Genomic DNA, 19,159 nt, shown 5'->3' with positions numbered 1-19,159 from the left:
GATGCCCGATCGAGCTCAAGTTATCATTCGCATTGTGCCGGGAGGTGGCACCAAGACCCTTCAACAAATTATCAATCAGTTGGAGTATCTATCCCGGAAGGGCAGGCTGGAGCTGCAGCGTTCAGCCCGACATCTCGATATTCCCCTGCCACCGGATCAAATCCACGAACTTGCCCGAAGCTGGGTTCAAGAGACTGGAACTTATGACGAAAGTCAGCCAGACGAGGAAAGGCAACAGGAGTTGACCACCCATATTATTGTAAGCTTCCCCGCGGGTACAAGCCAGGTAGCGGCTTATGCGGCGAGCCGGGAGTGGGCAGCCGAGATGTTTGGGTCAGGCGCAGGGGGGGGCCGATACAACTATCTTACGGCCTTCCACATCGATCGCGACCACCCACATCTGCATGTCGTCGTCAATCGGCGCGAACTTTTAGGACACGGCTGGCTGAAGATATCTCGGCGCCATCCCCAACTGAATTACGACGCCCTGCGCATAAAGATGGCCGAGATTTCACTTCGTCATGGCATTGCCCTCGATGCGAGCCGACGAGCAGAACGTGGCATCACCGAGCGGCCGATCACTTATGCCCAATATCGGCGCCTTGAGCGGGAGCAGGCTCGCCAAATCCGTTTCGAAGACGCGGATTTGGAACAGTCGTCGCCGCAAGGAGATCATCCAGAATTCAGCCAACCTTTCGATACATCCCCATTTGAAGCATCCGCGGGCGGACCGGAGGACATGCCTCGGCCCAACAATCGGCAGAATGAGTCGCAAGTTCATCTCCAGGAGCCAGCTGGTGTCAGCAACGAAGCCGGTGTCCTTGTGCGGGTTGCATTGGAGACGGAGCGCCTTGCTCAACCATTCGTTTCCGAAACCATTCTCGCGGACGACATAGGGAGCGGCTCTTCGCGTGTTGCCGAGGGCCGTGTGGAGAGCGCAAACCGCACTCCCGATATTCCTCGCGCAGCAACTGGAGCTGCCACGCACACGACACACGACCGGCAGCGGCGTGCAAAGCGTCCTCATGATGACGACGGAGGGCCGAGTGGAGCAAAACGTGTGACATTGGAAGGCATCGCGGTTGGGCCCCAGGCGAACGCCGGCGAACAGGATGGCAGTAGTGGCCCCTTAGTACGGCAAGCTGGAACGTCTCGGCCATCTCCACCGACGGCCACGACGCGGGCCAGCACCGCAACCGATTCATTGTCTGCTACAGCCCACCTCCAGCAACGGAGAGGTGTCTCTTCAAAGCGTCCGCGTGAAGATGATGATGGAGAACCGAGTGAACGCAAACGCGAGAGAGATGAGCGCAGCAAGGACGGGCGTGGGGGAAATAGGAGATAGAGAAGGACCGAGTGATGGCAAATGAAGAGTTCACCAGACACTATGCGTGGCCCGCTCCTGTGGCTTCGAATGATGAAGGGCGTGGGACCGCGCGGATCCCCATCCAGGCACAATCAATCGTTGCTGGAGAAGACGGTCGGGACACTTCGGTCCCAACGGCTTTGTCGCGACCGCCAATTGAAGATATGCCGCACGGCGTCCAAGAAACATCGGCGAGTGGCGGACGACTGGGAGCGGCCCGTCTGCGGGATCCCGTAATCCCGCCAGGAATATCCGAAGCCCGCACGGACCTATCCGCAATTTTGCGGAAAAAAAGCGGTTCTTTCCGCACCGGTATGCAGTATCTGCGTGAGCTTGAACGGGAAAATCTTGATAAACAAGACAGGGAAGCCAGTGCGTTGCCAGATTTAAGTGCAAGGGGCATAAAGCGACCGCGCGAAATTGAGTATCCCGGCAATGCAAGCGGATTAACCATAAAGAGGCAAGTCGGCTTAGGCATAGAGATCAATACTATCTCGGCATCTTCTCCCGTGAACCGGGCCGCGCATTCGTCGAACTGGCAAGGCGCGCCGGAACAGGGCGTGTACAATGTTCAGCCATCGGCAGATAGAGCACAGAAATCTGCGCAGGAAAGTTCGACGTTTCCCGATGGCACTCCTGTTTCCGCTCTCTATTCAGGCCCACTCGCAGAATGGTTCGAGAGGGATACTGGCAGCGAGACGACCAGGAATTCAGGCAACACCATTTCGTCACCGCTCCGAGGGCTGGAGGAGTTCGGCGATTCCGCGGACAGCCGGTATCTTGGGCGCGAAGCTCAGAGTCTTTCAGTTACCGTAACAACGCCTAATTCGAATGCTGAGGCAAGTTCTCATAGCGCACACACTGAAACTCTCGACGATGTCAGCAGTGACCACTCGAGCGAACAGGGGAGGGGTCCCCTTGGCGCCGCAATCCTTGGATCCCATCATGACCTTTCACCGCGTGCACAGAAGTTATCACAAACAAACCGCGATTCCCCTGAACTGACCGACGCCGAACTGGCAAAAGTCGATGCGGTGTTCGAATCTCTCTCCAAGGGGCCCCCGGCCGGGGAGTGCGCCGCACCGGACTTTCGTGAGCGCGGACCAGGCGGCGCTTTCCAGAAAGAAGGCGTGTCCGACAGGGCGAACGGGGTGCCCACTAACTGGGAGGTACCTTTTGGTCGCGGTGGCGGGCATTCACCGCAAGCGCTGAGGTCCTCAGGAGTGGAGCTCGATGACTTCCCTGATTTCACCGAGGCCGAACTGGCAAAAATCGACGCACTAGTCGAATCTCACTCCAACAGATCTTTATCAGTGCGAAATATAGTACCAGATTTGCGCGGAGCGGGAGCAGACAACGTCTTCCGGAAAGAAGGCGTTGTCGAACGCGCGGAGAAGATGCCGATCGATAGTGTGAGTCTTACCAGACTGAATGGCGAGCGTTCACGTTCACTGAAGACATCGCAAGCAAGCCTTGAGGATTTCCCCGATCTAACCGATGCCGATCTGGCCCATATCGAAGAGTCGGAGCGGATCGCAAGAACTGCTGTTGAAAAGGGGAAGCAAAAAATCTCGACCGAAGCCGATACGCGGTTTGATTTGGGCAACTCTTCTGCACCCCGGGTTAGCCCTCGATCGGTTACCCCGTTGGTTCCCAATGCCAATCAGCCGATTACATCGTGGTTCTACGAGGCACAAAAGACTTGTGACAAATTGGTAGAGAACACTTACGTGAAGCCGGCCGTTGACAGTTCTAGGGCGCGAAATGACGTCGAAAACACCGCTGCCAGGCTTGGTGACCCTGCTCCTGCTTTGGGGCATGACAATCTTGGTAGAACTCACGCGTTTACGCCCGTTCGCGACGTGATGTCTAGACCCAGCGCGGACCGACAACTGGCTAGTCATGCGGCAGAACATTCGGCAATAGACGACATTTGGAAACGGGATGACCGTGATCGCAGGACACACCCTTATAGAGGATTGGATTCGCGTTCACGTGAAGGTTACGGGCGGTAAAGGCTGTGTTGTTCGCAGCAACACCCAAATCAAAAGCCCAATTTGCGATCGATCGAAGAATCTCGGTGAAGTGATGAATTCGAGCAAGACTACGCCCCAGCGTTTAGCTGTCAGCATCGTATGTTCGCTGGCAGCCGGTTTTTGCGCGGCAAGTCTCTATGTAACATTTCGCCATGGTTTCAATGGCGAAGCGATGATGACGTTTAGCGTCTTCGCCTTTTGGTACGAGACCCCGCTCTATATGGGTCATGCGACCCCCGTCTTCTATTGCGGTTTAGCCATTGTCGTCTCGACGTCTATTGTTGTGCTGTTAAGCCAACTTATCATATCGTTTCGCAATCACGAGCATCATGGCACGGCTCGTTGGGCGGGATTTGGCGAAATGCGGCACGCCGGTTACCTGCAGCGCTATAATCGTATCAAGGGGCCGATCTTTGGAAAGACGTGTGGCCCTCGTTGGTTCGGCAGTTATCTGACCAATGGCGAACAGCCTCACAGTCTTGTTGTCGCGCCAACGCGCGCCGGCAAAGGCGTTGGCGTCGTTATTCCGACGCTCCTAACCTTCAAGGGTTCGGTGATAGCCCTCGACGTCAAAGGCGAGCTTTTTGAGCTGACTTCCAGAGCACGCAAAGCGGGCGGCGACGCCGTTTTCAAGTTCTCACCTCTGGATCCAGAGCGACGGACTCATTGTTACAATCCCGTCCTCGATATTGCAGCTTTACCGCTCGAGCGGCAGTTTACCGAGACGCGCCGCCTCGCCGCAAACCTCATCACGGCCAAAGGCAAGGGAGCGGAAGGCTTTATCGACGGCGCGCGGGACCTTTTCGTTGCGGGCATCCTTACCTGTATTGAGCGCGGTACGCCAACAATTGGTGCGGTCTACGACTTATTTGCTCAACCTGGAGAGAAGTACAAACTTTTTGCGCACCTCGCGGAAGAAAGCCGAAATAAAGAGGCTCAGCGTATTTTCGACAATATGGCGGGTAACGACACGAAAATTTTGACTTCTTATACATCAGTGCTCGGCGACGGCGGACTTAACCTGTGGGCTGATCCATTGGTTAAAGCAGCGACAAGTCGATCAGATTTTTCCGTCTATGATCTGCGTCGGAAGAGGACCTGCGTCTATCTTTGCGTCAGTCCCAACGACCTCGAGGTCGTGGCGCCATTGATGCGCCTCCTTTTTCAGCAGGTCGTGTCAATTCTGCAGCGATCACTGCCAGGTAAAGATGAGCGGCATGAAGTTTTGTTTCTCCTTGACGAATTTAAACACCTGGGGAAGCTTGAGGCAATCGAGACCGCGATTACAACCATCGCCGGTTACAAAGGCCGCTTCATGTTTATTATTCAGAGTCTCTCGGCCTTGACGGGCACCTACGATGACGCGGGCAAACAAAACTTTCTCAGTAACACTGGCGTGCAAGTATTTATGGCCACGGCCGACGACGAAACACCGACCTATATCTCAAAAGCTATCGGCGACTATACGTTCAAGGCGCGTTCGACCTCATACAGTCAAGCCCGAATGTTCGATCATAACATCCAGATTTCCGATCAGGGGGCACCGCTTTTGCGCCCCGAACAAGTGCGCTTGCTTGACGATAACAATGAAATCGTCCTTATTAAAGGGCATCCGCCTCTCAAACTACGAAAGGTGCGATATTATTCCGATCGTATGCTGAGGCGCCTTTTCGAATGCCAAATTGGCGCCCTCCCTGAGCCCGCATCTTTGATGCTTTCGGAAGGTGTCCATCGGGATGGGCAAGACCTCAGTCAACATGCCGCCGTCACGGAGGCGCAGGGCTTAGGTGACATCGATTCGATACCTAATAATATGGAAGCCGCTACACCGCAAAACAGTGAAATGGATGACGAGCAGGACAGCCTCCCAACTGGAATTGACGTCCCCCAGGGCCTTATTGAAAGCGATGAGGTGAAAGAAGACGCCGGTGGCGTGGTGCCAGATTTCGGTGTTTCAGCTGAAATGGCTCCAGCTATGATTGCACAACAGCAGCTGCTGGAGCAGATCATTGCGCTTCAGCAACGATATGGACCCGCGTCCTCGCACTCGGTGAAATGACTTCAAGCTGCCTTTCACATTGGAATCATTCGATGCGGGGCGTCGTCAGATATTCCGGTTGTATCGAATGCGGAGCTAGACCCCGAGGTTGCCGATTAAGCAGATATCGCCATGAGACCGTCAGGAAACCCAAACGTCGATCTTAGCGGTTCGACTGCATCGCTTGCCGAAGTTCCCGCCGGAGCTACCCCTGTCCTTAATCTAATCGAGCCCAGGAACCGTCCGGCTGACGACTCGCTTGAGGGCCAAACCGATCGCGGCGAGCATCCATCTGCATCATTTGACTATGATGGCATGAAGCTTGGCGCCGCGGAGCGTGAAGCATACGAGAACTGGTGTCCATCGAACCGGCCTACATGGAAAGATCTGGTACTCAGGGCGCGCCTTGATGCAATCGACAGTTCCGCTTGGCTCCCCGATTTGGGCGAGGAGTCGCCTTTGATCTTCAGATATGAAGGGATTCCGCTGGGTGAGGGGGAACGGCAAGCCTACAAAGAATGGCAAGAGGACGCTCAGCCCACATGGGAAGACCTCGTTGTCAACGCACGAATGGCGGAACCTGATCCTTGTGCTGACATCGCAGACGAGCACAATCCCCTCAAAGAAGGCGAGGAGTTTCGGTCTGAAGCGTCGAAACGCAAGCGGAAAAAACCGATCGACCAGGACGAGAATTCTTCTACATCGTTTTACCATGACGGGATGAGGCTCGGAGAACCCGAGCGCGAGGCATATGATAACTGGGGCAACGCGGAGCCGCCCACGTGGAAAGACCTGGTACTTAAGGCGCGCCTTGATGCAATTGACAGCTCCGCCTGGCTCTTTGCTTCAGAAGGGTCTTCCTCGACTTTTGAGTATGAGGGAATTCCACTGGGTGAGGGGGAACGGCAAGCCTACAAAGAATGGCAAGAGGACGCTCAGCCCACGTGGGAGGACCTCGTCGTTAATGCACGCATGGCAGAACTCGACCATTCTTCTTGGATTACAGACGAGCACAATTCCCTTGAAGAAAACTTAGAGTTTGGGCCCGATGCAAGACAGGCCAGCCTGAAGGACTCGACCGACCAGCGGAAGAGTTCTTCCGCGTCATTTATCTATGATGGAATGAAGCTCGGGGAACCCGAGCATGCTGCATACGAGAACTGGAGCAAACCGGAACGACCGTCATGGGAAGCCCTCATCCTAGATGCGCGCCAGGCTTCCATAGCAAGCTCTTCGGTTTCGAATTCGTTACTTGCAAAGACATCCTCGCCAGTCTTTCTATACGAGGGAATGTCGCTAGGGGATGCGGAACGTCAAGCGTATGGAAGGTGGAGGCAGCCTGCCCAACCGCGATGGCAAAATCTTGTGGTGAACGCGCGCCTTGCGGATCTTGATCCGTTGGCCTGGATTCCCGATGAACATGATCCGTTTGCGGAAGCCGAGGCGCTTAGCCCCACTTCGCAATCGAGTGGCGCCAACAAGTCCAACCGCGCTTTGGGTAATCAATCAGATTCAGGCCGGCCCGCCTTCGCATATCTGGCAGCACAAGAGGCGAGTCACCTGCAATCACCGGCATGCTCACAATTGGAAACGAGGCGTGCATTAAATTTCGGGTCGCCTGGACCGGATGCAAATCCAACGGAAAGCATCGCCAAATGTAATCGTTTGGATGGCGTCAGTAAAATTAAGCGATTAGGCACCAAAGGCCGCCGGGCAGTAAACGCGACTATTCACGGCGGCAAGTTCGGTGCGCAAGGACTGTTGTCCGAAGATTGCGGACAAGCGGCTGAGCCCTCTCCGTCGGAACAAACTACTCGGCCGCGAACCGATAATATTGGTACCTATGCAAGCCGGAAAAACGAACGAGCTCGGCTGGCTACAGAGACCGGGAAATACGAATCGGAGCACATTTTCGGATTTAAGGTCGTCCACGATACTTTGCGGGCGACCAAAGAAGGCCGTCGTCTCGAAAGGCCAATGCCGGCATACCTCGAATACAAGGAGCTTCATCGGCAACACGTAGGGACAGGAAGAGGACGGACTGGACTGGTCGGGCGCGGATGGCCGGATGATGCGAGCTATCGCGCAGATCAAAGGGCAACCCTGTCGGACCCTGTTGCGTCCGCGGAAGGTGCAACAGCTTCAAATGGGTACCAGTTGAACCAGCTGGGCTACGCGCACCAGCTCGCCACCCATGGTCTCCAAAGTGAAACGCCCGATGGGGTTACCATGCCAATTCAAGTTGCGACAATTAGCTACAACTATACAGTGAGCCGTGATCCGGTCCTTTCACCACCCAGCAAAGAACAAGCGCCCCCATTGCTACACCTTGGGCCTCGTGGGCAAACGGAAGCTGTGCTTGCCCGCGAGACCGCATTGACCGGAAAATGGCCAACTCTCGAGCGTGAGTGTCAAGTGTATCAGCGGTTTTTGGCCCTGTACGACGTAAAGAAGGATCTGGACGCCAAACAACTTGGTGTACGGCAGAAAAAGCAGGCACTCGTTGCGGCGTTGAACCGGACCGCCGGCTTAATTGGCGCGTCACCTTTGGAAGCTCAATCGTCGACCGCTGAGGTTGAATATACTACCGACGAGCCCGATGAACGACGGGTTTATGATCCGCGCGATCGAGGCAGAGACAAAGCGTTCAATCGCTGACAAAGTCGCCTAGACAATGATTGTTACGGCCTTCGCAATCGATTTCTTGACAGCAGTGCCATTCAACTTTTGATCCACCATCTGCTTGTCTCGTCCCTGGAAAATAATCGGCGGAGAAACGCTCGACAGCTTCTATTGCCAAGCCCCGTGCGATCGATCGTAAGCGCACAATTCACCGCACCTATTCACAGAACAGCGAATGAAGGAGTCTGTGTCCACAAGGGAGACTGTGGACACAATGACATTGGATATCTTGAATGGTTCAGGGGGTCTTCGGGCTGTGAAGGTTCTTCCCAACGGGAAGCGGCGTTTCGATCCGGTCGAGAAAGACCGGCTGATCGACGCTGCAATGAAGCCCGGGGTATCGGTTGAGCGAACGCGAACTTGACACTCAAAGATTACGCGCCGCGGAACGCGCCCTCGATAAACAAGTCTGGCAGAATCCTCCCGTTAACCCCTCCCGGTCGCAACGAGGAGATGCCAATAGTCATCTTCGAAACGAACGCGATGAGCGGCTAGAGTCGGAGATGACGATCGCGCATCAAGCCGCTTCCGTCTCCGTTGGCGAGGATCGCCAAGCTCTTGATGCCGCTCGATCGACCTTGAATGAACTGCACAATTCGCCATCGTCGGATGATAGGGCAAACTTGAGTTCGCCGAGAGCCGAAATTTGCGACCGTACAACGTATCCGCCGTCTCCATCCCATTGAATACGGATATTCCTGAGCATTGAGGTCCGTGCCAATACGTCTCCGGCAAGAGCTGGAGATTTGGCATGGCGGATGATGAGGGATTTGCTGGGCGCTTTGAGATTGTCGAGGCGCGTCGAGGAATACTATCCCCCTCGACAAGCGAAGAGTCTGATCCGTAGGGTCGAGGCCGTGCAGAACACCGTAAACGCTAACGGCGGGATCCCGAACGACCAGTCATTGTGGCATTCCGAAAGAATTACATTCACACGGCACCGGTTACTCGATCACTATCTCCTGCGGCCTTATTCGATAAAGTCGTGCTAACTCCGTGACTTGGCAAGAATTACATATGAAACGCGATATTCGTTTAATGACGGAGGCTCGGATGGTAGATTCACCGAAGGCTCAATTCTATTAGGAGTCTTGATTGTGTCCGAAGAGTGACTGCCGCTGCAGCAGCCTAGAAAGCAATGCACGGTGATGATGTTGATCGGACGGCTTTCGTCCCGCGCAGGCTACCGGCTGAAGCCGCTTACGTCGATAGTCAAGTTGACCTGGCGGCAAACCGACAACCTCACTGTGTGACTTGTTTTGAGCGACTTTTGGTTCAAGAGAAAGATGAAAACCGTCGACGATTGTGGGCTTCCGGCAAAGCATGCGCCACGTCTGAAGAGAGTTGTGCAGGAGGCCCTACACTCGCACCGGGCCATTCGGGGCCATGAAGATGGAGCAAACCTTAATTTGCACCGATAATTTTCCGTTCGATGGATTTGGGCTGGGCAGGATCGGAGCGGAAGGCACTAGGAAAATCGTAATTTCTGTAGGAGAAACAATGATATGGTGATCATCAAGCTAAATGCGAATAAAAACATGCCTGTCTTGGCGGTTGAGAAGCCGCAAGAAATTCACAAAGAGGAGTTGAGCGACCATCACCAGTCAAATGGCTTTACGAGTTTGGATCTCGAAATGATTGAACTGGAGAATTTTGTCCTTCACTGCCCGCTCCCCGAAGAAAACCTAGCCGGCTAAAAGGAGTTAGACGATGGATCCAAAGGCCGAAGGCAATGGTGAAAATATCACTGAGACCGCAGCAGGCAATGTCGAAACTTCTGATTTCGTGAATTTGAAGCGCCAGAAGAGGGAGGGCGTAAATTCCACCGGGATGTCCGAAATTGATATGACGGGTAGCCAAGAAACTCCCGAACACAACATGCACGGAAGCCCGACTCACACGGATGATCTCGGCCCGCGGTTGGATGCGGACATGCTCGATTCTCAGTCAAGTCATGTTTCTAGCAGCGCTCAAGGCAATCGGTCTGAGGTTGAAAATGAGCTATCCAACTTATTCGCGAAGATGGCTTTACCAGGCCATGATCGGCGTACCGACGAGTATATTCTTGTGCGGCAAACCGGACAAGACAAGTTCGCAGGTACTACTAAAGGTAACCTCGATCATCTGCCCACCAAGGCGGAATTCAATGCGAGCTGCCGGCTCTATAGGGATGGAGTCGGCAACTACTATCCCCCGCCCCTCGCATTCGAGAGGATCGATATCCCGGAGCAATTGGCTGCACAATTGCATAACCTGGAGCCAAGAGAACAGAGTAAACAGTGTTTTCAGTACAAGTTGGAAGTCTGGAATCGCGCTCACGCAGAGATGGGCATCACTGGCACCGACATCTTCTATCAAACAGACAAGAATATTAAGCTCGACCGAAATTATAAATTGAGGCCTGAGGATAGATATATACAAACAGAGAAATACGGGCGCAGAGAAATTCAAAAACGCTATGAGCACCAGTTTCAAGCTGGTTCACTGCTGCCGGATATCTTAATCAAGACCCCGCAAAATGATATACATTTCTCGTACAGGTTTGCGGGCGACGCTTACGCTAACAAGCGATTTGAGGAATTCGAACGCGCAATCAAAACTAAATACGGTAGCGATACCGAGATCAAGCTCAAATCCAAATCTGGGATTATGCATGACTCCAAATATTTGGAATCATGGGAGCGGGGCAGTGCGGATATCCGTTTCGCAGAGTTCGCCGGCGAGAATCGAGCTCACAACAAGCAGTTTCCGGCTGCGACTGTGAATATGGGAAGGCAGCCAGATGGCCAGGGAGGGATGACTCGCGATCGCCATGTAAGCGTTGACTACCTATTGCAAAACCTACCCAACTCCCCTTGGACGCAAGCCTTGAAAGAGGGAAAGTTGTGGGATCGAGTTCAGGTCCTTGCTCGCGACGGAAACCGTTACATGTCACCTTCAAGACTGGAATATTCCGACCCCGAACACTTTACCCAACTGATGGATCAAGTTGGTCTGCCCGTGTCGATGGGTCGGCAAAGTCATGCGAATAGTGTCAAGTTTGAGCAGTTTGACAGACAGGCAGCGGTTATTGTTGCGGATGGCCCGAACTTACGTGAGGTTCCAGATTTGTCCCCGGAAAAGTTGCAACAACTGTCTCAAAAAGATGTCCTGATAGCGGATCGCAATGAAAAGGGGCAAAGAACCGGCACTTACACTAATGTTGTGGAATATGAGCGCCTGATGATGAAATTACCGAGCGACGCAGCGCAGCTTCTCGCTGAACCGTCCGATAGATATTCACGTGCTTTTGTCCGGCCGGAGCCAGCATTGCCCCCCATCAGTGACAGCCGGCGGACTTATGAAAGCCGACCGCGCGGCCCAACCGTAAACAGTCTGTAGATTTCCTGATACCGCGTCAGTGACGAAGCCCTTTAGTTCAAAATATGCATTTGAAAGGATTCAACAATGGTCGACACGACGAAGAAGAGTGTCGCGAAGTCGCTTACGGCTGACATGCGCCGTTCTGCTAAGCGGCTTTCTAAGCAAATGCGTAAAACCTCGCTTACTGAAGAGGAGGCAACAAGGAATCTAGCCCGGCTCGAAACGCCGGACCAGAAGCGAAAATATGTCGCCGATATGCAGATAATCGACAAGCTGGAAGACGGCTTTCGAGGCGAAATAAGCTATAAAATGCTTGGAAATAAACAGCTTCGGGTCGACAGCCCAAAAGAATTAACGCGCGAGCATGGTATAATAAGAAAAACAAGAAAGGTTCTGAAGCGTAACGCAGAGACTGGCAATGTTTACTTGGGTCTCCACGAAAAGAAGACCTGGAGGAGCGTTAGCAGCCATCTTTATGCCGAGGACGGTACACTTCGCGCGAAGCATGTGAAATACAAAGACGGACGCTTTGAAGAAAAATGGGAACGAGACGAAAATGGCCTGCTGTTCCGCACGCAGTTTGTCAACCGAAATCGGCTATTTCAACCTATTTCCGAGAAGGTCAGCACACCCTACCGGAGCGGACCGGAAAACCGGCTTTTTCGTGAACTAACCCGTCGAAAAGGTTCCAAGCAGGAAACTTTTGAGCGGGACGAAAAAGGCAACCTCGAGCTCATCGGCAGCAAACGTCTCGGCTTTTCCAAGAATTCGACGAAAGCCGTGGATCGTCAGACCTCTCAGACGACGATTCGAAAACTTGGTGGCGCATTCAGCAAATCTTATAGATCCCTGCTAGACACAGAGGGCAACGAACTTGGCCGAGATATATCGAGTCATCGACGGCTCTTCAACAAGCGATCGGCTGTCTACGATGAGGCTAGCGGGCAATTGACGAGCACCAAGCATACGTTCGGTAAGATCTACAAGAGTGAAACAGCGTATTTGAACGCTGATATCAAAAAAGTCTCAAAAAAGATACTCGGCGTGACGGTTCGTCGGAAACTGACGACGCTAAGTGAACAAGAACACGACGCTCAGAAGCTGCGAAATTCGGAATCCATTGAGCATAGGAAGGCTTGGCAAGAGCGCGCAGTTATCCCTAGATCGCCTCCACGGGAGACGGCAAATGTGGATTCGGCGCCGCAGTCGCATCTGGTCAACTCTCTTAGAGACGGCCGTCGTGATGAGGCTGAGCCTAGGGTTGTGCCTGCAAAAGACCGACGATTTGATGGCGTTATACAAAATTCACCCTTGTTTCGGCAACCGAACTCCGAGCGACGGGTCGGTTCCCAAACACTACCTCCATCGTCAAATGTGCGTGCCTTAGATCCAGTTTTTCCAAGGGAAGGCGCTAAGTCGGAAAAAGGGCCAGTGGCGGTCAATCTCCAGCGTGATAATGAAAGGGAAAAGCAAGAGGAAAAAAACCTCAGTGAGAGGCGGGGAAATCTCTTCCGGTCAAGCCGGTCAATAACAGAGATGTCGTTTCCCGGATCGCCGGAAAGAATAACGATGTTAGGTTTGCGGCGGGCCTCGATAAACCCATCCGCCGATCCGCAATCGCCGGTCGGCAGAACGGATTCCCAAGCGCCGCCGATGTCCTTATTTCCGATCAATAATCATCAGTCGGATCCAAACGAGCAAGAGCTCTTGAGTTTCCTGCATAGCGTGCCAGTCCCGCCGCCTTTGGAAGTACATGGCGCACCAGGCGGGCGTGTTGAGGACAGCCTCCGTGGAGCTTCCGGAGACAGCCTGGTGCGAACGAGTTCAGTGTCGGAGAGTGTGTTCGATGAACATTCGCAAGGGCCTTTGGAACGCGATCACTCGACCAATGCGACAAGTGAGCGCTTTGATCCGCAGGCTTTGTTTGGCGAACCGGGCTTGTCGCGCGTCTCAGAAACACGACCAGAACTCTCGATGCAAGGCGACCATTTGACAAATTCGGAACAGCAAGCGTTACTGAATGAACTGCTTAGTGTGCCATTACCGGGTCCTTTGCCGAAGGCGGATCATGAGCGACCGAGGGTTTTGGAAAGCTCACGGAGCCGAGAGCGCTCCATGTCAGGAGGGCTTTCACTTTAGAATGAAATTACCGATTCAAGTGTCCACCCAGTGGCTTGATTGAAACAGGCCAAGATGTGCGGAACACACCACTTCGAGGTGATGCTCGAGGAATAGTTCAGAGTTGTGACATCCCGCTGCGCAGCCTCTACGCATATTAGATGACTCTGCGAGAACGTTTGTGTAGCTTGCAATGTAGCTATGTTGAACCGCCAGCCCATAGGAGCAATGCCGTGAGTGTCTCATCAAAGCCCACCTGCCGTGTCGTGCGGCCCCGCGATACCTATGCCGGAAAACAGGGCTTCAGCGTAACCGATGTCCTACCCCCCCCGTTGTTCTCGCCGCCCTAATCTGTGATCGGCTTTCCATGGACGAGCAACGGGAGTTTCTCCATGGAGAGTACATTGGAGTTTCTCACAACCAGGAAGTCTGGACGTGAGATTCACCGGCATTGGCCGGACGAGGTCAAGGCGCAGATCGTTTCGGAAAGCTTGAGACCTGGCGCGCGATGGTGAATGAGGGCGCCGAGCGCTATGGATTGCGGGCGAACCGCCTTTCGACTTGGCGAACGATGGCGCGGCAGGGCAAGCTTGTTCTACCTGCACCCGATGACCCAGTGGAGTTCGCAGCGGTAGTCATCGATCCACCCGTTGCGGAGCCGCTGATCAATAAAACTAGCCGCCCTGAGATCATCGTCGGCGCTGTCACCATCCGCCTGGAAGAAGGTGCGTCTGCCGCCCGCATTGCCGCTATTGCGCGTGCCTGCGCGGTTCCGGCATGATCTTTCCGTCGAACCGCGTACGGATCATGGTCGCGACCAAGCCGGTCGACTTCCGTAAAGGTCATGATGGATTGGCGGCATTGGTCAAGAATGAGCTGCGCAAAGATGCCGTAATCGGCCGCATGCGCATAGAAGGCGCGCTCTTCCTTCGACAGCCCCGGCCGTTCCTGCTCCCCCGACCATGCGAAGACATGCTTCCTGGATCTTGCGCGTTTGACGACCGGATCGAGGGCGTCGAATTTCTTGTCGAAATAGGTTGATTGCCACTCGCGGTGATAGTTGGTCACCGCGATGATATGCTTGTGCTGGATGTGAAGGTAGGCAAAACCGGTGAAGCCGAAATGCTCGGCGAAGTCCGCGAGCCCGGTCTTCAGGATGCATTCATCGCCCTCGATTGCGGCAAGATCGGTCAACTTGTCCAGCCAGTGCTGCATTCCATACCCCCATCTGTGATTACAACTATCCTTGTCGTCGCGGTCCGCCTCGACAGTCGGCGACCGGGAGCCCCAAGGACCGGGGCCATGGCGCGCAACTGATCGCGGAAATCGAGGCCGCGATAGTTGGATTCCAGGTAGGCGTGGCTGAAGTCGATCAGGGCTACGACATCCGGATGATTGACGGCTTTCACCGTTGCGGCAACTTCGGCCGGAGTCTGACGATACTGGCCCGGCTCCGTTGTGAAAATATTCTCAAAGGCGATGCGAATACCGTACGCTTTGGCATGCTCGCCCAATTCGAGCAGCGCTTCGCATTGACGCTCGTCAGCGCCGGCGCGTTGAGCGATCTGATCGGCGCGCAGAAAGCCCGCGTGCTGGACGAGAACGCGGGCGTCGATGCTGTCGCAAATCTCGACCAGTGCCTTTGCAGCATCGACCTGGTGCCGGCGCGTTGCCGGGTCCATGAAGTTCGAGGACACGAGGCCGTGCACGGTATAGCGGAAGGAAAACGTCTCAAGAAGGGTTCTGAGCCGATCGGCACGCTCTTTGACGATGCGGCCACCCGCGATCAGATCGAGGCTGGAAAGGGCGAGTTCGACCGTGTCGACGCCGATTGCCTCAAGGCGGCGCAGCTCTCTCTCGAGGCTGTCAAGCTCGCCGTCCGTCGATGCCGTATTGAAGCCCGTTGCGATAATATTGTTCATAATGATTTCCAGTTCTGAGGCGCTTAACCCGCTTTGGAGGCGACGGCGGCGGCCCGTTGGATTTCTCGTTCTTCGAGCCTCGCAAAGAGGCCGCGTAGCTCCGGCTCGCCGACCGCCGATGCCGCCAGACGGGGACTGAACCATTGAAGGTCGCGTTGATGGCGTTCCGGAAAGTCGTCTTCCATCCGCTGGACATCGAGAAGATGGACCTGGACCATTGCCGGAATGAACTCGCCGTCACCAAGCCTCTTCACGTAGGTGTAATGACCCCAAGCCTTTTTTCGGACGCGTCCCCGGACACCAGCCTCCTCCCAGGCTTCCTGGCTTGCGACCTCATGCGGCTTCTTTTTCGCCATTGGCCAACCTTTGGGTATGACCCAGCGCCCGGTACCCCGGCTGGTAATAAGGAGAACCTCGATTGGGCCTGAACTGTCATCGGTTCGCCGATAGCAAATAGCGGCGTACTGGGTCCTGATTTCGCCGGTCCAGAGCTTGTCAGCTACCATTGCCAGTCGTGCTAAAGCTGTTTGTCCTGCAGGTTCACCGGGCATGGCGTGATCCACCCTCGAATTGAGAAAGCGTAGCGGTCATCCCTGGCGCGGGTGACCGTTCAACCGTGTTGGAACGGTCTTGCCGCCGACCAGAATCAGATCTCGAACAGGTGCATAAATCACGCCGAATGACGGACGACGGTTCCCGTACAGACCAATCGAGATCGCCCAATTCTGGCCGCCGCGGACGAAGTTGAATGTTCCGTCGATCGGATCGATGACCCACACGCGCCCGGAGGCGCCAGGAATCTCGCCACTTTCTTCACCCATGATGCCATCATCGGGGAACGCCTCCCGCAAGCTGCCAATCAGGAATGCCTCAACGTCCTTGTCGGCCTCGGTAACGAGGTCGAGGTGTCCCTTTGTCTCGACGGGAAGGCTCGACAGGGAACGAAAGTGATCGAGGGCACGCTCGCCGGCTTTGCGGGCGATCTTCTCGACAATGGCAGCGGTATCCTGCTCGGCAGACTTTGGCATATTCTGATCAGCCATTTGCTTCTTCTTTCAGCCTTGCAACCTGTGCGACATCGTCTCCGAGAAACTGGTCGAGCTCCCCGTCGCGGATTCCCTGGATAACCTGAGCTTCGACATTGATGCCGTACTGCATCAGCTTTTCATGATGTCCGGCTGGCAGGTAGCAGAATGCCGCGAAGCCCTTGTCTCGAAGCTGGCGCGCCTCGCCGCTGGCGAAGTGGTATATCTCGATGTTCATCGCATCGAGGTCGGCCTGGCGGGCAATAGCGGCAGGGTCGATCAGCCGGGAATGCATCAGGCCGACAGTCGGAACTTCGGGTCCCCGACCTGTACCATTCGGTGAGCAATGGATAGGGGAGTTGATATCGTCAACCGTTCACTTCTAAAGAAATAGCGCCACTCAGCTTCCTCAGCGGCTTTATCCAGCGATTTCCTATTATGTCGGCATAGTTCTCAAGATCGACAGCCTGTCACGGTTAAGCGAGAAATGAATAAGAAGGCTGATAATTCGGATCTCTGCGAGGGAGATGATATTTGATCACAGGCAGCAACGCTCTGTCATCGTTACAATCAACATGCTACCCTCCGCGAGATCATCCGTGTTTCAAACCCGGCAGCTTGGTTGCCGTTCTTCCGAATAGCATCGGTAACATGAGCAAAGTCTGCCGCCTTACAACGGCTCTCCCGCTGACGCCGTCCCGGACTGATGGGCTGCCTGTATCGAGTGGTGATTTTGTGCCGAGCTGCCGGTCGGGGAGCTGTTGGCTGGCTGGTGGCAGGATATATTGTGGTGTAAACAAATTGACGCTTAGACAACTTAATAACACATTGCGGACGTTTTTAATGTACTGAATTCACATCCGTTTGATACTTGTCTAAAATTGGCTGATTTCGAGTGCATCTATGCATAAAAACAATCTAATGACAATTATTACCAAGCATCAATGAGATGATGTGTGTGTCTATGTGTAAATATTGCGCGGAGTCATTACAGTTATAATTATTTTACGAGTTATTTAAAGTTATAAATACATTTATATACCAAGATATATAGACTATTATAAAATATGAAAATTATATAAGTAATTCAATATTACAGAGAATAGATAGATAACATAATTTACTTCCTATGTCTGATATACGGGATTCTATAATAATATCACGGTACAGATTTTCCATCTTGCTCTATAACGTCGAGATGGGGGCAGTGGTGATCAACCCTGCGGGGAACGCCTTTGTTACGCCATTCCCAGAATGACATCTCATCCTCAGATCGGTCTGATATAACCCAGTCGGCAATCGCTGCTGCATTGCCGGGTATTCCATAGCCACGGCGAATGTACTTTCGTTCATCTGTCTCGCGTGGCATCGGTCTCCCTGTCCTGATGTTAATTGAAAATTCTGCTTTCTCGCCATTTTCCAGTTGAGCGGAGAAATCGTAGCATCTTGTTGCAGTTGCCAGCTTAAGGTGTGGACGCATCTTTCGCACTTCTGGATTGTCCTTCACATAATAGGCAAGGCGTACTGCGGCGTAATCTGCGTTGAAGGCTCTAACGATTTCCGGTTTGTCACAGAGGCCCAGCTGCTCAGGTTTTACCCTGGCCATCACAATGTGAACTGCGACCACTCTCATCGGCTGCCTGAGCATCGAATCGATCCAGATTTTGCCGCCTTCATAAAGGTCCTCGACGGCGATGTCGCTAAGATCGATCAGTTTTGCCAACCTCGGAAGTTCTTGAGGAAAAATCACCGGCATGAGCGCGACGGTTTCCCTCCAATCAGGCTCAGGGCTAACCTGTTTGACCGCGTCAAAGAACGCTTCGCCGCTGGAGTACTCGAAGGTGTAAAAGAGAAGGACCACACGTTGACGGTATTTCGGACGGCGGCTTAGCCAAGCAGTGATAATGTGGGCTTCAAAGTCGCGACCATCTAAAAAGAAGGTTGCGCCTGGATTGACGTCGAAAACCTTATCCAAAAGAGGCTCAAGAAAAGGGATGATGTCGTTTGTTACGGTGTATGATTCTGTGATCTCACCATTTGAAACCTCTCGAATGATCACCGGTATATTCTTAACATCTGCTGAATGGAGTTCTCGGATCAGTCTATCCGGTAACGTGGAAATCCGCCAGGTATTGAAGTCGTGAGACACAACGGGCAAATTGTCAGAAGTTAGTGTCGTATCCAATTCAGAAAGATTTCGCCGTTCCATCCCTCCGAGGGCAGTCAGTAATGAGGTTTCGGTACACTCCTGTACGCCCTTCCCCAAGTTGTACATGCCCCGGTGTTCTATGACTTGAAGGGGCAGTTGCTCTTCAAGGCGTTCAAGAAGGTGTGGTACCGAATGACGAGCAAGCACCTCGTCTGAAGTTACGCCTGCTGGGAGATCCCACTGGATTTCCCACCTGGGCCATCCTGTATCCTTCACTGGGAAGGGTTTGCGCTGACAGAGTACCTGAAAAAAACCGGTTAAAAACTCGGAATGAACCGGAAATCAAAAGAAAGAAAAAGATGAACCTACATCCATATTTCGAGAAAAGCGTGTGTTCGAAACGTCGGTTCGGGCTAGAGCAGGAGGGTACCGAATGATCGCAGCCGCACAGAAAGAGCGC

At 53.7% G+C, this 19,159-nt stretch carries 13 protein-coding genes and 1 pseudogene; 8 read left to right on the top strand and 6 right to left on the bottom strand.

Features of this window, described 5'->3' with window-relative positions:
* The first annotated feature begins 1 nt into the window (after nt 1).
* The 8 genes from RRU01S_RS18295 (at nt 2) to RRU01S_RS18255 (ending at nt 13,624) form a co-directional block, all read left to right on the top strand.
* On the top strand, nt 2-1,345 hold the full coding sequence (locus RRU01S_RS18295; protein ID WP_045231709.1) for a T-DNA border endonuclease VirD2: 1,344 nt from the start codon (nt 2-4) through the stop codon (nt 1,343-1,345).
* A gap of 302 nt (nt 1,346-1,647) precedes the next feature.
* Nucleotides 1,648-3,381 carry a protein virD3 gene (locus tag RRU01S_RS18290; RefSeq protein ID WP_234903668.1) on the top strand — a complete coding sequence of 578 codons (1,734 nt, stop codon included), beginning with the start codon at nt 1,648-1,650 and terminating at the stop codon, nt 3,379-3,381.
* Nucleotides 3,382-3,454: 73 nt separating this feature from the next.
* On the top strand, nt 3,455-5,461 hold the full coding sequence (gene virD4 / locus RRU01S_RS18285; protein WP_045231707.1) for a type IV secretion system ATPase VirD4: 2,007 nt from the start codon (nt 3,455-3,457) through the stop codon (nt 5,459-5,461).
* A gap of 111 nt (nt 5,462-5,572) precedes the next feature.
* The gene (locus RRU01S_RS18280) at nt 5,573-8,098 is read left to right on the top strand and encodes a virA/G regulated protein (RefSeq protein ID WP_045024003.1); all 2,526 of its coding nucleotides are present in this window, start codon (nt 5,573-5,575) and stop codon (nt 8,096-8,098) included.
* Nucleotides 8,099-9,260: 1,162 nt separating this feature from the next.
* A complete protein-coding gene (virE3, locus tag RRU01S_RS25450) occupies nt 9,261-9,512 on the top strand; it encodes a type IV secretion system virulence effector VirE3 (RefSeq protein WP_010974776.1) in 252 nt (83 codons plus the stop codon).
* Nucleotides 9,513-9,627: 115 nt separating this feature from the next.
* Nucleotides 9,628-9,819, top strand: coding sequence for a type IV secretion system effector chaperone VirE1 (virE1, locus tag RRU01S_RS18265; protein ID WP_010891482.1), 192 nt, complete (start codon nt 9,628-9,630; stop codon nt 9,817-9,819).
* 13 nt (nt 9,820-9,832) lie between these two features.
* On the top strand, nt 9,833-11,503 hold the full coding sequence (locus RRU01S_RS18260; RefSeq protein WP_045024005.1) for a type IV secretion system single-stranded DNA binding effector VirE2: 1,671 nt from the start codon (nt 9,833-9,835) through the stop codon (nt 11,501-11,503).
* Nucleotides 11,504-11,569: 66 nt separating this feature from the next.
* Complete coding sequence (locus RRU01S_RS18255) at nt 11,570-13,624, top strand: virA/G regulated protein (RefSeq protein ID WP_045231705.1); 2,055 nt, start codon at nt 11,570-11,572, stop codon at nt 13,622-13,624.
* 510 nt (nt 13,625-14,134) lie between these two features.
* Here RRU01S_RS18255 and RRU01S_RS26840 read toward each other — a convergent pair.
* The 6 genes and pseudogenes from RRU01S_RS26840 to RRU01S_RS18225 all read right to left on the bottom strand — a co-directional run bounded on the left by RRU01S_RS26840 (nt 14,135) and on the right by RRU01S_RS18225 (nt 18,975).
* The gene (locus RRU01S_RS26840; RefSeq protein ID WP_421721600.1) at nt 14,135-14,818 is read right to left on the bottom strand and encodes an autoinducer binding domain-containing protein; all 684 of its coding nucleotides are present in this window, start codon (nt 14,816-14,818) and stop codon (nt 14,135-14,137) included.
* A 71-nt stretch (nt 14,819-14,889) separates the two neighbouring features.
* Nucleotides 14,890-15,525, bottom strand: a pseudogene (locus tag RRU01S_RS18245) (sugar phosphate isomerase/epimerase family protein); the annotation flags it as partial.
* A 23-nt stretch (nt 15,526-15,548) separates the two neighbouring features.
* Nucleotides 15,549-16,076, bottom strand: coding sequence for an NUDIX hydrolase (locus tag RRU01S_RS18240; protein WP_045231704.1), 528 nt, complete (start codon nt 16,074-16,076; stop codon nt 15,549-15,551).
* 36 nt (nt 16,077-16,112) lie between these two features.
* Entirely contained in the window at nt 16,113-16,568 is a 456-nt protein-coding gene (locus RRU01S_RS18235; RefSeq protein ID WP_045231761.1) for an inositol monophosphatase family protein, read from the bottom strand.
* On the bottom strand, nt 16,561-16,845 hold the full coding sequence (locus RRU01S_RS18230; RefSeq protein WP_010974926.1) for an agrocinopine phosphodiesterase: 285 nt from the start codon (nt 16,843-16,845) through the stop codon (nt 16,561-16,563). The genes RRU01S_RS18235 and RRU01S_RS18230 overlap by 8 nt, the downstream gene beginning before the upstream one ends.
* A gap of 864 nt (nt 16,846-17,709) precedes the next feature.
* On the bottom strand, nt 17,710-18,975 hold the full coding sequence (locus tag RRU01S_RS18225; protein WP_045231703.1) for a glycerophosphodiester phosphodiesterase family protein: 1,266 nt from the start codon (nt 18,973-18,975) through the stop codon (nt 17,710-17,712).
* Nucleotides 18,976-19,159 lie beyond the last annotated feature (184 nt).

It is taken from the genome of Agrobacterium rubi TR3 = NBRC 13261, assembly GCF_000739935.1.
GTDB lineage: Bacteria > Pseudomonadota > Alphaproteobacteria > Rhizobiales > Rhizobiaceae > Agrobacterium > Agrobacterium rubi.
The sequence above is the reverse complement of the archived record's forward strand: the minus strand, read 5'-3'. Positions and strand labels throughout refer to the sequence as shown.

Coding starts and splice junctions, on each gene's coding strand:
- RRU01S_RS18295 (WP_045231709.1), top strand. CDS start 2: ATGCCCGATCGAGCTCAAGTTATCATTCGCATTGTGCCGGGAGGTGGC.
- virD4 (WP_045231707.1), top strand. CDS start 3,455: ATGAATTCGAGCAAGACTACGCCCCAGCGTTTAGCTGTCAGCATCGTA.
- RRU01S_RS18280 (WP_045024003.1), top strand. CDS start 5,573: ATGAGACCGTCAGGAAACCCAAACGTCGATCTTAGCGGTTCGACTGCA.
- virE3 (WP_010974776.1), top strand. CDS start 9,261: ATGCACGGTGATGATGTTGATCGGACGGCTTTCGTCCCGCGCAGGCTA.
- virE1 (WP_010891482.1), top strand. CDS start 9,628: ATGGTGATCATCAAGCTAAATGCGAATAAAAACATGCCTGTCTTGGCG.
- RRU01S_RS18260 (WP_045024005.1), top strand. CDS start 9,833: ATGGATCCAAAGGCCGAAGGCAATGGTGAAAATATCACTGAGACCGCA.
- RRU01S_RS18255 (WP_045231705.1), top strand. CDS start 11,570: ATGGTCGACACGACGAAGAAGAGTGTCGCGAAGTCGCTTACGGCTGAC.
- RRU01S_RS26840 (WP_421721600.1), bottom strand. CDS start 14,818: ATGCAGCACTGGCTGGACAAGTTGACCGATCTTGCCGCAATCGAGGGC.
- RRU01S_RS18240 (WP_045231704.1), bottom strand. CDS start 16,076: ATGCCCGGTGAACCTGCAGGACAAACAGCTTTAGCACGACTGGCAATG.
- RRU01S_RS18235 (WP_045231761.1), bottom strand. CDS start 16,568: ATGGCTGATCAGAATATGCCAAAGTCTGCCGAGCAGGATACCGCTGCC.
- RRU01S_RS18230 (WP_010974926.1), bottom strand. CDS start 16,845: ATGCATTCCCGGCTGATCGACCCTGCCGCTATTGCCCGCCAGGCCGAC.